This window comes from Rhizomonospora bruguierae (assembly GCF_018397995.1).
In the GTDB taxonomy this organism is placed as follows: domain Bacteria; phylum Actinomycetota; class Actinomycetes; order Mycobacteriales; family Micromonosporaceae; genus Rhizomonospora; species Rhizomonospora bruguierae.
In genome coordinates this window covers 196,580-214,383 of sequence record NZ_BBQH01000011.1, presented here as the reverse complement: position 1 = coordinate 214,383, position 17,804 = coordinate 196,580, and the positions used below count along the sequence as shown (strand labels likewise).

Below are 17,804 nucleotides of genomic sequence, written 5' to 3'. Positions count from 1 at the left end.
CTGTGTCGCCTTGTCGGGCGGGACCTTCACCACCGTGCGTGGCTCGTAACTAACACGCTGCCGTGGATCCGTCAACGGCGGCGGATAACGGCCGGCGTCCCGGTCCACCAGGTGCTGCCGGCATCGTCCAGCCAGAACCGGTGGATTCCTGAATCGGTGACGCTCAGACCGAACCGGTGGCGGGGTGGCTGGCCGGCGTCGCGCCACCGTTGGTGCAGCCGCTCCAAGTCGTGCCACAGTCGTCGGGCGCCGTGTTGCCGGACCGTCCGGGTGGTCTGCTCGACGCAGGCCCAGGAGCCGTCGTCGGCGAGCAGCCAGCGTTGGGGGCCGGTGTCCGGCTCGAACCACAGCGAGGTGACCCCGGGCAGTCGAAGCGCGGCGAGCATGCCGAAGTCGGGGTGATCCAACGCGTCAGCGTCAATCGAGGTGGGCTTCGTCGCCACGTCGTCATCCACTGTGGTCAGAGCCGCGGTGAGTCGTTGTTCCGCGTCGGCCGGAGGGTCGCAGCGTACCGGCATGAAGGCGCCGTAGTCGGCCAGGAACCGGCCGTCCAACTGGCCGTCGTCGTCGCGGCGTAGCAGCACGAGGGCGCCACCGCCGAGGTCACGGTGCAGGTTGGTCAGCACCAGCCCGCCGGGCCGTACTTGGGCCGCCCATGCCGGTGGGATGGTCGCGGTAGAGCAGGTCGCGATGATCCGATCGTACGGGGCGCCATCGGCATGTCCGGCCGCCCCATCGCCGACCACCCGCGTCGGTGTGTATCCGCAGGCCAGCAGCGCCAGCCGGGCAGCCTCGGCCACCGTCGGGTCCACCTCGACCGTGGTCACCAGGCGGGCGCCGAGCCGATGCGACAGCAGCGCGGCGTTGTACCCGGTGCCGGTGCCGATCTCCAGTACGGTGTGCCCGTCGTCGATGTCCAGGGCTTCGAGCATCAGCGCCATCAGCCCGGGTGCGGTGCTTGACGACGTGGGCACGCCACGGGCGGGTCGTCCGGTCCGGGCGGCGGTGTCCCACCGGGTGGGGTCGTTGTCGAGCTGGGTGACCCAGGTGGCGTCGGTGTATACCGTTCGCGGCCAGTCCGGGTCGGACTCCCCGATCGCCTGCCATCCAGTGTGGTCCGGGGTCTGGCGGAAGAACCGGGGCAGGAACAGGTGCCGGGGCACGGTGGCGAAGGCTTGCACCCACTGCGGCGTGCGTAGCGTGCCGGCCGCCATCATGTGCTCGACCATCGCGCGCCGCAGCCCGTCCCTGTCGCTCACCTGTTCTCCCTTGTCAGTGCGTCCGCGATGGACGCGGCTATCGGTAGCCCGGTGGCATCTTGGATCCACGCCCACTGCCCGTTCGGGTTGATCTCCAGGAAGATCCACCGATCATCCGGGGTAACGACGAAGTCGAACGCCCCGAAACGTAGCCCCAGCCGGCCCATGAGCGCCGACACCCCGGCCCGGACGCAGGGTGGGACGTCCGGTAGCGGGGTGTAGGTCAACGCCTCGTAGTCGGCTCGCCAGTCGACGGCGGCGTCGTTGCTGCCCGCGTCGATGCGCGCGGCCAGGAACACGTCATCGACCACGGTCAGCCGGACCTCGTACCGCTTGTCGATCCACTCCTGCAACAGGTGGGCCGTCAGCCGGACCGACTCGTCCACGTCGCCCACCGCGACCGGGGTCGTGAAGACCACCCGGTGCGTATCCGCCTCAGTGATCCCGGTCGGAGTCAACGGCTTGTAGACGGCGCGCCCGGCGTGGGTCACGAACGTCGCCGCTGCGGTCGGGTCGTTGGTCACGATGGTGTCCGGCACGATCAGGCCGCAGGCACGCGCGTGGGCGAGTTGGACCGGCTTGTACTCGGCCGCCGCGATGGCGGCCGGATGGTTGAGCCACCGGGGCAGCGCGGACAGCACCCCACCGAGACCGATGCGCGCCTCTCCGGCCGCCCATCGGCGTACCTGCTCACTCATCCCCGCCGGAAGGTCGAACATGGTCGGGCGCCGATAGTAGGCGCACCCGACGTCGGCGAGGCTGACCTCCCGTTCGGGCAGGCGCAGGCTGCCCATCCAGCCCGCGCCCGTGCCATCAAGCCGCGCGGCCACGCTGAGCCGTTGGGGAAACTCACCCGGATCGCAGCGGAACACGGCGCCCCGCGCCGGTTCAGTTCGGCGACCACGTAGTCAGCGGTGGGGTCGAACGGGTGAGTCAAAACCAGCGTGACCGCGCGGTGCATCGGCTCAGTCCTCCCGCTGGTCGGTGTCGGAGTCCGGCCCCCTGTACCCATCCGGGTTGGTCGTGGTCCGCGTCTGCCCGGTGGTGTGGCGCAGCAACGGCACCGCGACCCCATCCTCGCCGACCACCGTGCCGATCTGCCGGTCGTGGTCGAAGCCGTACGCGGACAGGTCACCGACCTCGACCGCGGGTGCCACCACCGCACAGCGCAGCCCGAACGGCACCGCCTCGGACGTCGTCACCCCCTGCGACGCGTCCAGCAGCCCGAACGGGCGGCCCAGCCCGAACGCCCCGGAGTACGGGCACAGCGGGTCGGGTCGCGCCGGCACAGGCACGCCCGCCAGCCCTCGCATGTCCACCATCTCTCCTGCTCCTTCCTCGACCCCGGAGCGCCCGGGGGAATCCTTGCCCCACAACCCTTGGAGGACTGCGTGGTCAGGTTTCGCAAGCGCCCCTGAAGGACGAACCCCTGACTCGCCATGGTGACCACGGTGGCGCCGCCGAGTCGGGCGGTCGCTCCGCGCGACTCGGCACGACCACGAGGTCGGCTACGTCGTCGTCGCCGACAAAGACGACCATCTCGTCACCGCTGCCACCGCCGACCTTCTTCCCTGGCCCTGATCTCACCCGCCCCAACCCATCCAAGGAGTGTGCCGCCATGCTCGATCAGATCGCAGGCATCACCCGCGTGCGGATGCTGTACCTGCAACTGCTGTACAAGTGCAACTTCAGCTGCAAGCACTGCTTCCACGGGGAACTGCTCAGTACCTCGCCCCGGTCACCCTCGATCGTCTCGCGCCCGCTTTCCTCGCCGTTCTCGTCCGGTTCCGGGAACTCGTCGAGCCACACGGCGTCCCAGCGTGGCTTCCCCGATGATTCGGGCTGACGCGTGGGCGCGAAGACGTAGACGGTACCGTGCCCCGGTCGCGGTGTGGCAGTCGGCGGCCTCCACTCGGTTTCCGGCGCCAAATGCGAGTCATCCTCCATGTAACGGCGGCGTGGGATGTCGTTACTCATAACGTCTCATCCTGAACGGTGGCGCTCGGGTATCAAGCCGCCGCCACGTACGTGGCGGCGGTGCTGAAGTAGAGCCCTTCGCCGAAGCATCTGATCGCCCGCATCGCCCGGTCGAATTGACCCACCGCCCTTGACTTTAGTCGAGTAGCCCGCGTATGGCACTCGCGAGGTGGGCGAGTTTCTCGTCCGCGCGATGGCGTCGGTGTTTGACCCATTCCTTACCTTCGGCAGCGACACCTTCGAGGACGTGCAGGGTGTGACTGAGCCCAGCGGCGTCCAGCGACAGTTCAGCGATCTTGGTTGCGTTCTCGTCGTGCTGGAGTGTCTCGTTCTCGGGTTCGCTTACCCGAATTGAGATGGGCTCTCCGTTGAACAGCGTCAGCTCGAAGGTCTGCTGTTGGGTGGCGATGCCGTCGATCCGGACGGCGGCGACGGCGTCGAAGCGGTAGTTGAGTCGTTGGGTGGTGTGGCTTGCGGCGGTTTCGAAGTCGAGATCGATGTTGATCTGCCGGACGCCGTCGTCGGTGAGCAGGAACAGCAGCAGACGGTACCGGGAGTACCGCCATGGTCCCTGCGGGTACCGGGCCTTCTTGCAGGAGGGCGCCGGCGCCTCGATGAAGGCGTGTGCGATCACGTGGCTGGGGCGGAGCCGGTACTGCCGCATCGCTCGGTCGACCAGGACTTTGCGGTCGCTTTCCAACCAGGTGGCCATCTCGGTGTCCAACGGCTTGTCGGACAGCTTGTGGCACCACCGGTGGTATGCCGCCCAGCGGGCCGCGTCCTTGTCGTCCCTTTCCGCTTGATCGTCGACGACCCTGCGTCGCTCGGCGACGATCCGGAACGACGAGCGCACCGCCGGCACCGCGGACGCCACCGCGAGCAGGAAGCAACCCGTGCCGGACAAGGGGGCGCTGGCCATAACGGTAGGGATGGTCCAGAGGCTCCCCGCGGTGAGGAGAGCCAGTCCGCCGACGCGGAGGAGCCTGGTTCTGGTAGGGGTGCGCAGTTGCTGGCGGTACGCCGTGAGCGTGTCCTGTTCCCATTGCCTTCGGACGTCGCCCACCAGGTGTCGGACGAGCCAGGCGACTCGGTCGGCCTCGATGCGCTGTTCCCGGTACAGCTCGACCACCTCGTCGCGGAGGTGCCGCCGGATCCCTGTCGTCTGGTCGAGCCAGTAGGTTCGGTCGGCTCCTCGGGGCACGTACCGGCGGAAGTAGCGCTCGAAGAGCTGATCCACGTTGCGGGCGAAGCCTCCCGGTGGTGCCTCTCGTCGCCGCTGCTGGGGTAGACGGATCTGTGCCTCCTTCGCACGCAGCCGTGTCCCGCGGTAGTGCCGGTCCGCCCCGCCGACGCAAAACGCGGCCAGTCCGATTAGGCCGGCGAGTAGACCGAGAAACGGGTCGAGCGTGCCGTGCGCCGCCACCAGCACGATCATCTGCACCACGGCGAGGGCGAACACGGCAGCGCCGGCGCCGGCGCGTAGCCAGTCGCGCAGCGCAACAGCAGCGGGCTGTACCGGCAGGGTTCGAGGCGGTACCGGTGTGGGGTGGAAGAACTTCCAGATTCGGTTGAATCGGTCGCCCGCTGTGCGCTGCGAGTCCATCAGGGCGACGGACTTCCGCCACATCTCTTCTTCCATCGCGCCTTCGAGTAGGGCCTCGAGGTGGCCGTAGATTCCGTCGCGTTGGCGCCGGTTCAGCGCGTCGATCTCCTTGACCACGAGATCTGTCTCGGCGGAGCTGACGGGGGCCAGGAGGCGGACGATCACCTTCAACCCCGCCGCCCACTCGTCGTGGTCGTCGAGGTGGGGCAGGCTGGCGGAGATGGCGGTGAGGCGATCCAGTTCCTCGGGGGCGAGTTGGCGCAGGGTACGTCCGCTCAACAGGGCGATGAGCCGGTAGAACTGGACCTCGGTGGTCACATACCCACCGGCGACCGCCTTTTCGATCAGTTCGCGCGCCTGATCACGAACTCGTGCGTCGAGATACTTCAGGGCGAAGGCGAACTGCTCCTCCGGACTCGGGTTTGGCGGCTGCCGGTAGAAGTTGATGTCACCGTGGACTACGCCTGCCTGTACGTCGACGTGCGCATCTCCTTGGACGACGTTGGTCGTGGTCGGGGCCGTCATCGCATGCCCCGTACCACGACGATGATCGCCGCAAGCCGCGCCGCCAGCTCAGACACGTCGGCTACCAGGCCCCGCAACCGCTTGAGTGCGACCAGCAGACCGCCCTTCTTCTCGGGCGTGCCCGCCGAGAGGCATTCGGTTGCCGCACCCAGCTCCGACTCGGCGGCGGCATAGGTCTCCTCGTCCAGCAGCCCATCGAGGTGAGCCTGCTTAAGGTGCGTCCGCAGTTCGGCGATGCTCGTTGCGAGGTCGATCGGCCGCTCGCTGGCAGCGCCGACGGTGACGTTGCCGTGGATCTGCCCGGCTTGCACTCCAACGTGGGCGTTCCCGGTGGCGATGTTGCGGTTGGTCGTCGGCATCGTGGGGCTCCCGTCCCGGTCCGTGCCGTCTCGACTGGACGGCCCGTCGATGATCAGTTCTCGCGCCAGTGCGGTGGCGAACGCGGCGGCGTGGCGTGCGGCCTTCGGTTGCCAGTCCTGTCCGTCCGTGGCTGCCTTGCTGCCGTCGGCGTGATCGCTGATGCCGCGCACGACCACCACGGGCAGGGCACGGTTGAGATGGCCCGCCTGAGCCACACCGGCCGCCTCCATCTCGATCGCCACGGCGTCGTTGTAGTGCTGGCGGATCCAGCGGGCCTGTTCGGAGATCCCCGAATCCTGCACAACCTCGCCGGCGGCGATCGGCCCGAAATGGACACGGGGTGCCGCGCCTGCGGGAAGAACGTGACGCCATGCGGTGGACCTGGCGACGTGATGGGCAACCTGGTCGGCCTCATGCGGGATCTCCCACGCCTTCGGTCGGGCCTTCAAACCGTCGTCCTCGCTGGTTCCGCCGTGGTAGGCGTAGATCTTGCTGGCGACGACGACGTCGCCGAGCCGAATGTTGGGCCACAGACCACCGGCGACTCCCACGAACAGCACCGCGGCCGGGGAGAACTCGGCCATCGCCCGCTCCGCGAGCACCGCGGCCGGATGATTACCCTTGCCGACCAGCCCTAGCGCGACCCGGCAGTCACTCTGGCCGATCCGGCCGACCTCGAAGCGGGTGCCGGCCGGGTGCCGGCGTACCCGTAGGCCGGTCAGTTGGTCGCGAACCGCTGCGTACTCGAGGTTCAGCGCCGTGAGGATCACGACGAGACCACTGTTCGTGCTCACGCTGTCTCCTTGTCTGCCTGGCCCTGGGGTCGGGTCATCGGAGGGTGAAGAGTCGTGCGGGGCCCGGGGCGAAACAGCCGAGCGGGACGCCCCCCTTCGGCCTTGCGACTCGGGCCAGCGGAGACGATGAAGCCGTCCACGCTCTGCACTTTCCGGTAGAAGTTCCGTGGGTCCAGGCGCACGCCCCACACCGCCTCATAGACGTCCTGAAGCTCCGCGATGGTGAAGGTCGGACCGCAAAAGGCGGTGGCGAGCGCCGACCGCTCCAACTTCTCCCGCGCTCGGTCGATCCCATCGGTCAGGATCTGCTCATGATCGAAGGCGAGCTGCGCGTTACCGGATAACGCCTGTGTCACCGGGGTCCAACACGCCTGGGATGCGTCGGTGCCGGCAACCGGCTCGGGTAGCCGAGGAGCAATGGCCAGGTAAGCCGCAGAGACAACCCGTCCTCGGGGGTCACGGTCCGGCGCACCGTAGAGGCCAAGTTGTTCGAGGTGCAACTGATCCGGCCCCAAGCCAGCCTCCTCGGCAAGCTCCCGATGGGCGGCCGTCACGAGGTCTTCCTTCTCGTGGCCGAGGAAACCGCCGGGCAGGGCCAGGGCGCCCTGATAGGGCTCAATCCCGCGCTCGATCAACAGCACCTGCAGGCGGGATTCCCGCAAGGTGAGGATGACGAGGTCAACCGCAAGAAGAACGGTCGGCGGAACCCAGTGATCGTCAGACATGAATCAACCATAGACTTACTGTCACTCTGACAGGAAGGCCGCCGAGTGTCGGATTTCGGCATCCGCACGCGTGCGCTGGCTACTTTCGACGACGCGGAGCGCGCCTGACCCGGCCTGCGCGGGAGGATGGCGACGCCGATCGCCGCCGGGCGGCTACGCTGCGCCTGTGGGCACCGCCGACGGCGAATTGCTGGCCGCTTCCCTGGGGGAGCGGCTCGGCACGCTGACGTTCGCGGAGCTGACCACCGACCAGGTCACCGCCCGGCTCATCGAGACGGCCGCCGGCTGGGCGGCCGATCGTGGCTGGCGGGTGTACCGCCGGGCGCCCAGCGTGCTCCCGTTGCCCCCGCCGATGGACCGGCAGCGGTCCGTCCTGGATGTCGCCTGCGCCCGGCCGGACGGCCCGCCGATCGCCATCGAGGTCGACCACACCCACCGCCGCCGCACGATTGAGAAGCTGCTCGCCGAGGCGGCGGCCGGCCGGGTTCCACTGTGGATTCGGTGGGGGCCGGGGCGGTTCGGTGAGGCGCCGGAGCCGATCCACCTGGTGACGTTCGAGGTGGCCCGGCGCAGGGGCGCACCGGGCACGTACGCGCGCGTGCCGTCGGTCGACCGGTCGGCACCGCAGCACTCCACGGACCTCGCCGGCACCGCCACGCCGCTCGCCCTGCCCCTGGAACCGCGTTAGCTTGACTTCGGGGCCGATGATGGAGGCCGGCGCTGTGGGCCGCGGCCCGGGCGGAGCACGACAGCTGAGGAGAACGACGTGGAAATCAGCGGCATCTTCACCGCGATCATCATCGGCCTGGTCATCGGTTCGCTGGGCCGCCTCGTCGTCCCCGGCAAGCAGAACCTGCCGATCTGGCTCACCGTGGTCATCGGTGTGGCCGCCGCCCTCCTCGGGACGCTGGTGGCCAGCGTCGTCGGGGTGGCCGACACCCCGGGCATCGACTGGATCGAACTGTTCCTCCAGGTGGCGCTGGCCGCGATCGGCGTGTCCATCGCCGCTGGTAAGCGCGGGCGCCGTACACGTTAGCGCCCGCCCGCCCACCGGGGAGGTGGGCCACCGGGCACCCCTTCCAGAGGGCGACCGCATGGTCGCCCCCTGTTGGTGTCCGCGTTGCCTGAAGCGCCGCGCCCGTTGACCGGATCTTGATCGCCTGTTAGAAAGGTTGCAGACGAGAACCGGAGTTCATATATGGGAACCTTCTCCGGTTCCTCGGGCGCGGTGCCGTCGCGATGCGCTCCGGCCAGCTCCCCGGCGCCCGCGCCGGTCGGGTGCCGCGGCGCGTCCGGCCCGCCGCCTACCACGAATCGGAGAACCGGTCCTGATGCGAGCAGTCGTCTACACCGCCCCGCTCGAACTGAAGGTCATGGACGTGCCGGAGCCGGTCGCCGGCCCCGGCGAGGTGATCGTCGACGTCCGGGCGGTCGGCATCTGCGGCTCCGAGCTGGAGGGCTTCGCCTCGCGGAGCCCGTTCCGGGTGCCGCCGCTGATCATGGGGCACGAGTTCGCCGGTACCAGGGTGGACACCGGCGAGCGCGTGGTGGTCAACCCGGTGGTCTCCTGCCTGGTGTGCGACCTGTGCTCCCGGGGCCTGGTCAACGTCTGCCGCAAACGGGAGATCCTCGGCATCCAGCGGCCGGGCGGGTACGCCGAGCGGGTCGCCGTCCCCGCCGAGAACTGCCTCACCGTCCCGGCCGACGCGCCCTTCACCTCCCTGGCGCTGACCGAGCCGCTGGCCAACGCCGTCCACGCGGTCCGGCTGGTCCAGGCGCACGACCCGTGGCCGCAGCGGATCGGCATCATCGGCAGCGGCACGCTCGGCCTGGCCGTCGGGCTGGTGGCGAAGTCCCGCGGGGTACCCCACATCGAGATCAGTGACCTGTCGGCGGCGCGGCTGGCCGCGGCCGAGCGGGCGGGGCTGACGCCGGTCGACGGGGCGCTCGCGGGCGAGTACGACGCCGTGTTCGACACCGTCGGGTCGGCCGCCACCCGGGGCGCCAGCCTCACCCTCATCCGCCCCGGCGGCTCCGCCGTCTGGATCGGGCTGCACGGGCCGGAGGCCGACCTCGACGGGCAGGCGATGATCCGCCGGGAGGTCCGGGTGCTGACCACATTCTGCTACGACCGCACCGACTTCGCGGTCGCCGCCGGGTTGGCGCCGACGCTGCGCCCGGACTGGGTGGCGACCCACCCGCTGGCCGACGGCGACAAGGTCTTCCGGGGTCTGCTCGACGGGCCGGTGGCCGCCGTCAAATCGATGCTCGTACGGTAACCCCGACGGCCCTGCGCAGCCGTCGGGTCAGGGGGAGTCGATGAGCAACGCGGCTGAGAGCGCGACCGGCGGCGTGAAGTCCGCCCGCCGGGTCCTCGACGTGCTCGAACTGCTGGCCGCCAACCCCGACGGCCTGGCCTTCCCGGAGATCGGCGAGCGGCTCGGCCTGCCCAAGAGCAGCCTGCACGCTCTGCTGTGGACACTGGTCGACCGGCGGTGGATCGTGCTGGACGGCCGGCGCCGGTGCTACCGGATCGGCGTCCGCGTGTGGGAGGCCGGCCAGGGCTTCCAGGGCGCGGTGAACCTGGCCCGCACCGCGCAGCCGCACCTCCAAGCGGTCCGCGACGAGTTGGACGAGACCGTGCAGCTGGCCATCCTCGACGGGCTGGAGAACGTCTACATCGCCAAGGTGGAGGCCGATCAGCCGCTGCGGCTGGTGTCCCGGGTCGGCATGCGGCTGCCCGCGTACGCGACCGGGCTGGGCAAGGTGCTGCTGGCGTACCTGGAGCCGGCCGAGCTGGCCCAGCGGCTGGACGGCGTCCGGCTGGAACGGTTCACCGACCGGACGGCCGGCACCGCCGAGGAGCTGGTGGCCCGCCTCGCCGAGATCCGCGAGCGCGGCTACGGCGAGGACGACGGCGAGTACACGCCCGGGTTGGTCTGCCTCGCGGCGCCCGTGCGGGACCACACCGGCGCGGTGGTCGCCGCCCTGAGCTGCTCGGTGCCGAGCGCCCGGCTGGACCGCCTCGACATCGACCGCGGCCACATCCGCGACGCGGTCGTCAAGCACGCCCGGGACCTGTCGACCGACCTCGGCTGGCCCGGCTGACCCGCCGAGCGAGGAGCACCCTGATGAGCGCCCAGTCGCTGCCCGTACCGGCCGGTGTGCCGACCCCGGCCCTCGTCGTCGACCTCGACGTGCTGACCCGCAACCTGGACGCCATGGTCGCGCACTGCCGGCGGTTCGGCGTCGACCTGGCGCCGCACGCCAAGACGCACCGCACCCCGCAGATCGGGCTGCTCCAGATCGCCCGGGGCGCGCGGGAACTGTGCGTGGCGAAGCTGGGCGAGGCGGAGGCGTTCGCCGACGCGGGCGTGCGGCGGCTGACCGTCGCGTACCCGATCGTGGGCGCGGACAAGCTGCACCGCGCCTCGGCACTGGCCGGACTCGTGGCGCTGACGCTGGCCACCGACAGCGTCGAGGCGGGGGCGGCGATCGGCGCGCACTTCGCCGCCCAGGGGCGCACGGCGGACGTGCTGCTGATCGTCGACACCGGACTCGGCCGGGTCGGCGTGTCACCGGGCGAGGCGCCGGAGGTCGCCGCGCGCATCGACGCCGTGGCCGGGGTGCGGGTGCGCGGGGTGATGACCCACGAGGGCCACGTGTACGGCGCGCGGGACCGCTGCGAACTGGCGGCGCTGTCCCGGTCCGCCGCCGGCCTGATGGTGCGCACCGGGCGGGCGATCCGCGAGCGGGGCGTCGACGCCCCGGTGCCTCCCGCTGACCGGCGGCCCGCCACCCCACCCGGCTCAGCCGGCGGGCTGGATCCGCTGCTCCATGGTGCCCAGCCCGTCGATGCTCATCGTCACCACGTCGCCCGCCGTGAGGTAGGGGAAGCGACCGGACAGCGCCACGCCCTGCGGCGTCCCGGTGTTGACGATGTCGCCCGGCTCCAGCACCAGGTACTGGCTCAGCGACCAGATCAGGTGGTGCACGCCGAAGATCATGTCGGCGGTTGAGGAGTCCTGCCGGGGCTCGCCGTTGACCCAGCTGCGCAGCCGCAGCGCCTGCGGGTCGCCGACCTCGTCCGGGGTCACCAGCCACGGGCCCATGGGGTTGAACGTCTCACAGCACTTGCCCTTGGACCACTGGCCGCCGGAGACCTCGATCTGGAACGTCCGCTCGCTCACGTCGTTGCTGATCGCGTACCCGGCGATGACCCCGGCGGCGTCGTCCGGCGAGTCGAGGTACCGGGCGCGCCGGCCGATGACGACCGTCAGCTCCACCTCCCAGTCCACCTTGGACGAACCGCGGGGGAGCAGGACGGCGTCGTTGGGGCCGACGACGGTGTTCGGCGTCTTGAAGAAGATGACCGGGTGCTCCGGCGGCGCGGCACCGGACTCGGCGGCGTGCGCGGCGTAGTTCATGCCGATGCAGATGACCGCCCCGGGTCGGGCCACGGGCGCGCCGATGCGCTTGCCGGCGGGGTCGAACCGGGGCAGTGCGCCGGCCGCGACCGCCTCCCGGACCCGGTCGGGGCCGCCGCCGGCGAGGAAGGCGCCGTCGATGTCCCCGGTGAGCCGGCCGAGGTCGACGAACGTGTCGTCGTCGAGCGCCGCGACGGGCCGCTCCGCGCCGGCCGGCCCCACCCGCATCAGCCTCATCGCCCCGCCCCCGTCCGCTCGGCGACATCGCCGGCGGTGTCCAGCGTGCGGTCGATGTCCCCGGCCGGGTGCGCGCCGGAGATGTGGTTGCGTTTCGGGGCAAGGGGCAGCATCAGGAATCCTCGGTCGGTGATCATGCGGTGGACGCTCTGGTAGGCATCGTCGTCGGTGCGCAGCAGGTCGCGGAAGCCCCGGGGCGCGCCTGTGGCGAAGTCGACGGCGAAGATCATGCCCTCGCCGGTGACCCTGCGCCGGTATGTCCCGTTCGGCGGCAGCGCCCGGGCCGCCCGCCGCCCCGGGCCGGTCAGCCCCGGGCCGGTCAGCCGCGGGCCGGTCAGCCGCGGGCCGGTCAGCCGCGGGCCGGTCAGCCGCGGGCCGGTCAGCCGCGGGCCGGTCAGCCGCGGGCCGGTCAGCCGCGGACCGGCAGGCGCAACTCCTCGTGGTCCAGTTCGCGTTCGAGGACGCGCAGCCCCTTGTCCGGCAACTGGCCGGCGTCCCGCCAGCGCAGCAGCTCCTCCCGCTGCGCGTCGATGGCCGTCCGCCGGATGCGCACCGCCGCCTCGTAGCGCTGCGACGCCGGAACCTCGGTCGACTCGGCGGCCTGGAGCAGGTCGAGCCGGCCGCGGTAGCGGGCCAGCCGCCCGCGTAGCTGGGAGCGCATCGACTCGATGACCTCGGCGTTCTCGGGCTCCTCGGTGGCCAGTTGGGCGAGCCGGGCCAGGGCGGCCTCGACGGACGCCGACCGGGCCTCGTTGCGCACGCGCGACTGGTCCGCCTCGTCGGCGCGCAGGCCGAGGGCGCGCACCAGCGGCGCGAACGTGACTCCCTGGCCGACCAGCGTCACCAGCACGACCACGAAGGCGCAGAACAGCAGCAGGTCGCGGTCCGGGAAGGGCGCGCCGCTGTCGGTGGTGAGCGGCAGCGTGAAGATCGCGGCGAGGCTGATCACGCCGCGGGTGCCGGACCAGCTGAGCGCCACGACCTCGCGCCCGGTGAGCCGGCGGGCGTTGCGCGCCTCCCGCTGGGCCTGGCGGGCGGCGCCGGACCCGTCCTCGTCCTCGTCCTCCTCGGAGGCGCCGCCGAGGCGGGTGTGCAGCGAACGGGGCAGCGACTGGGTCAGCAGCAGCCACAGCGGGCGCAGCAGCAGCACCACGCCGACCGAGACCGCGACCGCGGTGACGACGGTGGTGATCTCGTACTGGCGCAGCCCGCGCACGACCGCGGGGAACTGCTGGCCGATCAGCAGGAAGACGAACCCTTCGAGCAGGAAGTCGACCAGCCGCCAGACGGCGCTGGTCTGCAGGCGGCTGGCGCCGGAGGCGAACCGGGGCGCCTCGTGCCCGACGATCAGCCCGGCGACCACCACGGCGAGGACCCCGGAGACGTGCAGTTCCTCGCCCAGCAGGTAGGCGACGAACGGGGTGGCCAGCGAGATGGCGTTGGCCAGCAGGGGGTCCGCGGCCAGCGGCCGGGCCAGGCGCACGGCCCAGGCGACCGCGCCGCCGACGGCGAGCCCGCCGGCCGCGGCGAGCACGAACTTGCCGGCCGCGGCGGGGAAGGAGAACCCGTTGCCGATGGCGGCGGTGACGGCCACGCTGAGCATCGTCAGCGCGGTCGCGTCGTTGAGCAGCCCCTCACCCTGGATGATGGTGACGAGCTTCGGCGGGAGGTTGACCCGCCGGCCCACGGCCAGCGCGGCCACCGGGTCGGGCGGCGCGACCGCGGCGCCGACCGCGATGCCCGCCGCCAGGGTCGCCCCGGCCACGAACAGGTGGAAACCGACCCCGACCACCAGCCCGGTGACCAGCACCAGCACCACCGACAGGCTGACCACGATGCGCAGGTTCCGGCGGATCGCCAGCAGCGACGAGTCGAGGGCCGCGCTGTACAGCAGCGGCGGCAGGACGATCGTGAGCACGATGCGGGGGTCCAGTCGGATGTTCGGCCCCGGCAGGAGCGCGTACACGAGGCCGATCACCGTCAGCAACGCCGCCGCCGGTACGCCGGCGCGCGCCGCGACCCAGCGCGCGATGACGACGACCGCAACGGCCCCCAGGACGAACAGCAGGATCCGCTCAGGACTCACCAGACCATTCCCCCCGCCTCCTGAGCAGCGGTTTACCCCAGCGTAACGGGGGGAAGACCAGCCATGTCGACCGGGGACAGCCGGCGGGGAACGGCGCCGTTCTCCCACCGGTTCGGGGTCCACTGTGGTCGGCGGCTCCGCCCCGCACCGTTCTGGTCAACTACCGGGACCGGGCGCCAACCACCCTCCGGACTTGTAGGAATCGGGGTAATTCGGGCGGCGTAATTCCCGGCGGAGCGGCGGGGGACGCCGGCCGGTCTGTGATTCTGCTCGTGTGGGCACGGGACCTGACGTCGGGGCGGTCGAGTTGCGTGTGCACGGCGTTTCGGGTGCGCCCGCCGAGACGATCCTGGACCACCCGATCGTGTCGCGGGTCGCCGGAGACCAGCACGCCGGGTTCTACCGCCCCCGGCCCGGAACCGGCCCGCCCGGCGGCTGCCTGCCGGGAGTCACCGTCGAGGCGTACCGCTGGGGGGCGCTGACCGCCGGTGCCGCGGCCCGCACCGGGGCGATGCTGCTGCTGTTGCCGTTCATGCTGGGCAACGTCGCGATCTGGCTGCGCCCGCCCGGACCGGACCGGGCCGGGGTGCTGGGCATACTGTGCCGGTTGCTGGCCGGCACCCTCACCGTCGCCTTCATGCTCTCGATGATCGGCGTCACGATGAACCTCGTCGGCTGGCAGTGCGTGCCGTACGTCGAGTGCCGCGCCGGCCGCCCATGGCTGTCCTGGCTCGCCCCGCTGCCGGTGGGCCCGCGCCTGATGTTGCTGTCGCTGCTCCCGCTGCTCGCGTTGCGCCTGTTCTGGGAGATCGGCGCCCGGTCGTCGCGGGCCCTGGAGGGGTTCACCGCGACCGCGCCGACGCCCGCGCCGCCACCGCAGGGCACCGGCCTGGCCAGCCCCGGATTCTGGGACGACGAGCGGATCGCCTACTGGCTGCGCCAGGTCCACGTGGGGCTCGGTGCCAGCACGCTCGACGCCGGCCTGCTCAACGGCCTCTCGGCCGGCCACCGGGGGGTGGTCGGCGTGATACTGCTCTATGCCGCCGGGGCGCTGGTGCTGTTCTGTACGCTGCTGCTCTGCCTGCCCGTGCCGACCGGCCGGACCCAGTCCCGAACCCTGCTGCGCGTGCTGTGGGTCGCCATCGTCGCCGTGACCGGCCTGACCCTCAGCTACGCCGGGCTCAGCGGCAACACCAGAATCGTGGTGGGGCAGTTGCCGGGCTTCGAGGGCAGCGCGGGCGGCCTGGTCACGGTGCAGGGCGTCCTCCTCATGATCATCGCCTTGGTCACGGTGCTGCGCCGGCGACCGGAGCTGTCCGGTGCCCGGCCGTTCCTGCGCGGGCTCGGCACGCCGCTGGTGGGCGCGTTGTCGGTCATCACCGGGACGGCCTTCAGCGCCACCCTGGATTTCCGGGTCGCCGACCTGCTCGACCGCGGTGACATCCCCGACCCGGTCCGGCCGAACCCGCCCACCTTCGGCCCGCTGGAGCCGCCGGTCGCGTACTGGTGGGCCGCGCTCGCCGGGTTGCTCGCGCTGGTGGTCGTCGTCACCGCCGCCGCCGCCACGCTCCTGGGCAGCCGCAGGCGCCGGCGGGCCCTGGCCGACCGCGTGGTGAAGCGGGACTACCCGGATGCGCCTCCGGAGGCGGCACCGCGCCTGGAGGTGGTGCGGCGGACGATCGCGAAGTCCCAGGTGACCGACCGGTTCGGCCCGGTGCTGGCCGCGTTCTTCGTGGTCTCCGCGCTGGGCCTGGCCACCATGGGCTTCGACCTGCTCGGGATCGGGCCCACCCAGCTCGTGGCCCGGGTCAGCGTGCACGGCCGGATGACCGCCGTGACCACCGCGTACGCCACCGACGCCGGCATCTGGGTGCTCAGCCTGCTGGTGCTCAGCCTGGTGATCGTCGGCTTCCGGGCGCGCCGGTCGACCGGGGTCCGGCGGCTGGTGGCGATCGTGTGGGACCTGGGCACCTTCTGGCCGCGCACCGTCCACCCGTTCGCGCCGCCCTGCTACGTCGCCCGCGCCGTACCCGAACTGACCAAGCGGGTGACGGCGCTCGCCGGGCAGGGGCCGGTGGTCATCTCCGGGCACAGCCAGGGCTCGGTGCTGGCCGTGGCCACCATCCTGCAACTGCCCACCACCGCCCTGCCCCGGGTCGCCCTGATGACCAACGGCTCGCCGCTGAGCCGGATCTACGCCCGGCTCTACCCGGCGTACCTGGGGCAGCCCGCGCTGTGCGACCTGGGCGAGCGGCTGGACTGGCGCTGGCGCAACCTGTGGCGGGACACCGACCCGATCGGCGGCGCCATCTTCGACCACCACCGCGGTGGGCAGCTGCCGTGTCCCGACCCGGCGGCCGACCAGGTCGACATCCGGCTCCGCGACCCCAGCGGGGTGACCGTCGACCCGGCGGACACCGTGCCGCCACCCCTGGAGCGGCACTTTCCGTACTACACGAACCCGGCCTACCAGAAGGCCATCCAGGACCTCATCGGCATGGTCAAGTGAGCGGCGCCGGGTGTAGGGGTTCGCGCCGCGTCAGGCCGGCGGCCCGTCGAGGCGCTCGCGTACCGCCGCGGACACGTCGGGCGGCAGCGGGCCCTTCCGGGCGGCGGTGGCGTTCGCCCGGACGTGCTCGGGCCGGGTCGAGCCGACGAGCGCCGAGTCCAGGTCCGGGTGGCTGAGGATGAAGCGGAGAGTACCTCCCTGGGCGGGAGGTTCCGCGCGATGAGGTCCGTTGGCTCCACCACCAGCCACGGCAGGCGCCGAAGCGGTGGCGCCTCGGCCGGTGGCGCCTCGGCCGGCAGTCGCTCGGCCGGCGGATCTGTGAGTGTGGGGCGTCGTGACGGACGACCGCCCCGACGAGGGCCATCACGCGGGAATTCGGCCCGTTTCCCCATCCAACCGATTCGATCGGCCGCCGCCGGCCGCGTCGCTCTCTCCAGCATGGCCGCCGTCCTCGTCGCCCCGTTGCGGGGATGCGGTAGAACGTCCTGGAGACGACGACGTTCGGGCCGGCGGGGGCACAGTGCTCGTTCGTCCAGAACCAACCGACCCGACCGGGTGTGCCGCCGCGCCGGGGCCGAGGAGGAGACTGACCGCATGAGAGCTGGAGTCGTGCTGCTGGCCGTGGTGGCCCTGCTGGTGTTGATCCTGCTGCTGGTACTGGGCTGGGCGGTGGTCACCTACAACCGGCTGGTCCGGCTGCGCACCCAGGTGAGCGCGTCGTGGGCCCAGGTCGACGTGCAGCTCAAGCGGCGGCACTCGCTGATACCCAACCTGGTCGAGACGGTCAAGGGGTACGCGGCGCATGAGCGCGGCACGCTGGAGGCCGTCACCGCGGCCCGCGTCGCCGCCTTGGGCAGCGCCGGGCACGGGCCGGGCCAGCAGGCCGGCGCGGAGAACGCGCTGACCCAGGCGCTGGGCCGGCTGTTCGCCGTCGCCGAGGCGTACCCGCAACTGCGGGCGAACGAGAACTTCCTCGCGCTCCAGTCGGAACTCGCCGGCACCGAGGACAAGATCGCGTACGCGCGGCAGTTCTACAACAGCGCGGTGCAGTCGCTGAACGCGACGATCCAGACGGTGCCGACGAACGTCATCGCCGGCATCGGCGGCTTCAAGCAGGAGACGTACTTCGAGGCCGTGGGCGACGAGCGCGCGGACGTGTCGGTTCGGTTCTGACCGGGCGAAGCCGGTAACGGTATGACCACCCTGCTCATCGAGGCGGGTACCCGCCGCGCCGGCCGCCACGGACCTGCCGGCACCCTCCTCTCGGTACTCGCGGGTTTCGCCGCCGGTTGGGCGCACTTC

Annotated in this window: 15 protein-coding genes and 2 pseudogenes; 8 read left to right on the top strand and 9 right to left on the bottom strand. The window is 71.5% G+C overall.

The features are described from left to right. Positions 1-71 precede the first annotated feature (71 nt). From tgmC to tgmA, 3 genes and pseudogenes are all read right to left on the bottom strand, one after another. Positions 72-1,259, bottom strand: a complete 1,188-nt coding sequence (gene tgmC / locus KJS59_RS02915) for an ATP-grasp peptide maturase system methyltransferase (protein WP_249713818.1) — start codon at positions 1,257-1,259, stop codon at positions 72-74. Further along, positions 1,256-2,220 (bottom strand): annotated as a pseudogene (gene tgmB / locus KJS59_RS02910) (ATP-grasp ribosomal peptide maturase). The gene tgmC and the pseudogene tgmB overlap by 4 nt, the downstream one beginning before the upstream one ends. Positions 2,221-2,224: 4 nt before the next feature. Beyond that, positions 2,225-2,581: a putative ATP-grasp-modified RiPP gene (gene tgmA / locus KJS59_RS02905; protein ID WP_249713817.1), complete on the bottom strand. Its 357-nt coding sequence runs from the start codon at positions 2,579-2,581 to the stop codon at positions 2,225-2,227. A gap of 296 nt (positions 2,582-2,877) precedes the next feature. Here tgmA and KJS59_RS02900 point away from each other — a divergent pair, with 296 nt between their 5' ends. Beyond that, positions 2,878-3,105, top strand: a complete 228-nt coding sequence (locus KJS59_RS02900; protein WP_213450653.1) for a hypothetical protein — start codon at positions 2,878-2,880, stop codon at positions 3,103-3,105. 267 nt (positions 3,106-3,372) lie between these two features. Here the strand turns inward: KJS59_RS02900 and KJS59_RS02895 are convergent, their stop codons facing one another. From KJS59_RS02895 to KJS59_RS02885, 3 genes are read right to left on the bottom strand one after another with little or no spacing between them, the layout of a single operon-like run. Then, on the bottom strand, positions 3,373-5,364 hold the full coding sequence (locus KJS59_RS02895; RefSeq protein ID WP_213450652.1) for a hypothetical protein: 1,992 nt from the start codon (positions 5,362-5,364) through the stop codon (positions 3,373-3,375). Further along, a complete protein-coding gene (locus tag KJS59_RS02890; protein WP_213450651.1) occupies positions 5,361-6,518 on the bottom strand; it encodes a 5'-methylthioadenosine/S-adenosylhomocysteine nucleosidase family protein in 1,158 nt (385 codons plus the stop codon). Before KJS59_RS02890 ends, KJS59_RS02895 begins: the two co-directional genes overlap by 4 nt. Next, complete coding sequence (locus tag KJS59_RS02885; protein WP_213450650.1) at positions 6,515-7,243, bottom strand: NUDIX hydrolase; 729 nt, start codon at positions 7,241-7,243, stop codon at positions 6,515-6,517. Before KJS59_RS02885 ends, KJS59_RS02890 begins: the two co-directional genes overlap by 4 nt. Before the next feature lie 166 nt (positions 7,244-7,409). Between KJS59_RS02885 and KJS59_RS02880 the strand changes: the two genes are divergently transcribed. The 5 genes and pseudogenes from KJS59_RS02880 to KJS59_RS30855 form a co-directional block, all read left to right on the top strand. Next, positions 7,410-7,931, top strand: coding sequence for a hypothetical protein (locus KJS59_RS02880; RefSeq protein ID WP_213450649.1), 522 nt, complete (start codon positions 7,410-7,412; stop codon positions 7,929-7,931). A gap of 78 nt (positions 7,932-8,009) precedes the next feature. After that, the gene (locus tag KJS59_RS02875) at positions 8,010-8,279 is read left to right on the top strand and encodes a GlsB/YeaQ/YmgE family stress response membrane protein (protein ID WP_213450648.1); all 270 of its coding nucleotides are present in this window, start codon (positions 8,010-8,012) and stop codon (positions 8,277-8,279) included. A gap of 295 nt (positions 8,280-8,574) precedes the next feature. After that, positions 8,575-9,522 carry an alcohol dehydrogenase catalytic domain-containing protein gene (locus KJS59_RS02870; protein WP_213450647.1) on the top strand — a complete coding sequence of 316 codons (948 nt, stop codon included), beginning with the start codon at positions 8,575-8,577 and terminating at the stop codon, positions 9,520-9,522. A 40-nt stretch (positions 9,523-9,562) separates the two neighbouring features. Further along, positions 9,563-10,351 (top strand): IclR family transcriptional regulator, encoded by a 789-nt coding sequence (locus KJS59_RS02865; protein ID WP_213450646.1) that lies wholly within the window; start codon positions 9,563-9,565, stop codon positions 10,349-10,351. A gap of 23 nt (positions 10,352-10,374) precedes the next feature. Then, positions 10,375-10,899: pseudogene (locus KJS59_RS30855) on the top strand (alanine racemase); the annotation flags it as partial. A 153-nt stretch (positions 10,900-11,052) separates the two neighbouring features. Here KJS59_RS30855 and KJS59_RS02860 read toward each other — a convergent pair. From KJS59_RS02860 to KJS59_RS02850, 3 genes are all read right to left on the bottom strand, one after another. Further along, positions 11,053-11,907 carry a fumarylacetoacetate hydrolase family protein gene (locus tag KJS59_RS02860; RefSeq protein WP_213450645.1) on the bottom strand — a complete coding sequence of 285 codons (855 nt, stop codon included), beginning with the start codon at positions 11,905-11,907 and terminating at the stop codon, positions 11,053-11,055. Then, entirely contained in the window at positions 11,904-12,137 is a 234-nt protein-coding gene (locus KJS59_RS02855; RefSeq protein WP_213450644.1) for a hypothetical protein, read from the bottom strand. The genes KJS59_RS02860 and KJS59_RS02855 overlap by 4 nt, the downstream gene beginning before the upstream one ends. 179 nt (positions 12,138-12,316) lie before the next feature. After that, on the bottom strand, positions 12,317-13,993 hold the full coding sequence (locus KJS59_RS02850; RefSeq protein ID WP_213450643.1) for a cation:proton antiporter: 1,677 nt from the start codon (positions 13,991-13,993) through the stop codon (positions 12,317-12,319). A 274-nt stretch (positions 13,994-14,267) separates the two neighbouring features. On the opposite strand from KJS59_RS02850, the gene KJS59_RS02845 reads away from it, so the two are divergent. Together KJS59_RS02845 and KJS59_RS02840 are read left to right on the top strand one after the other, a co-directional pair. After that, positions 14,268-16,502, top strand: coding sequence for a hypothetical protein (locus KJS59_RS02845; protein ID WP_213450642.1), 2,235 nt, complete (start codon positions 14,268-14,270; stop codon positions 16,500-16,502). 594 nt (positions 16,503-17,096) lie between these two features. Then, positions 17,097-17,675, top strand: coding sequence for a LemA family protein (locus KJS59_RS02840; RefSeq protein ID WP_213450641.1), 579 nt, complete (start codon positions 17,097-17,099; stop codon positions 17,673-17,675). The last annotated feature ends 129 nt before the right edge of the window (positions 17,676-17,804 follow it).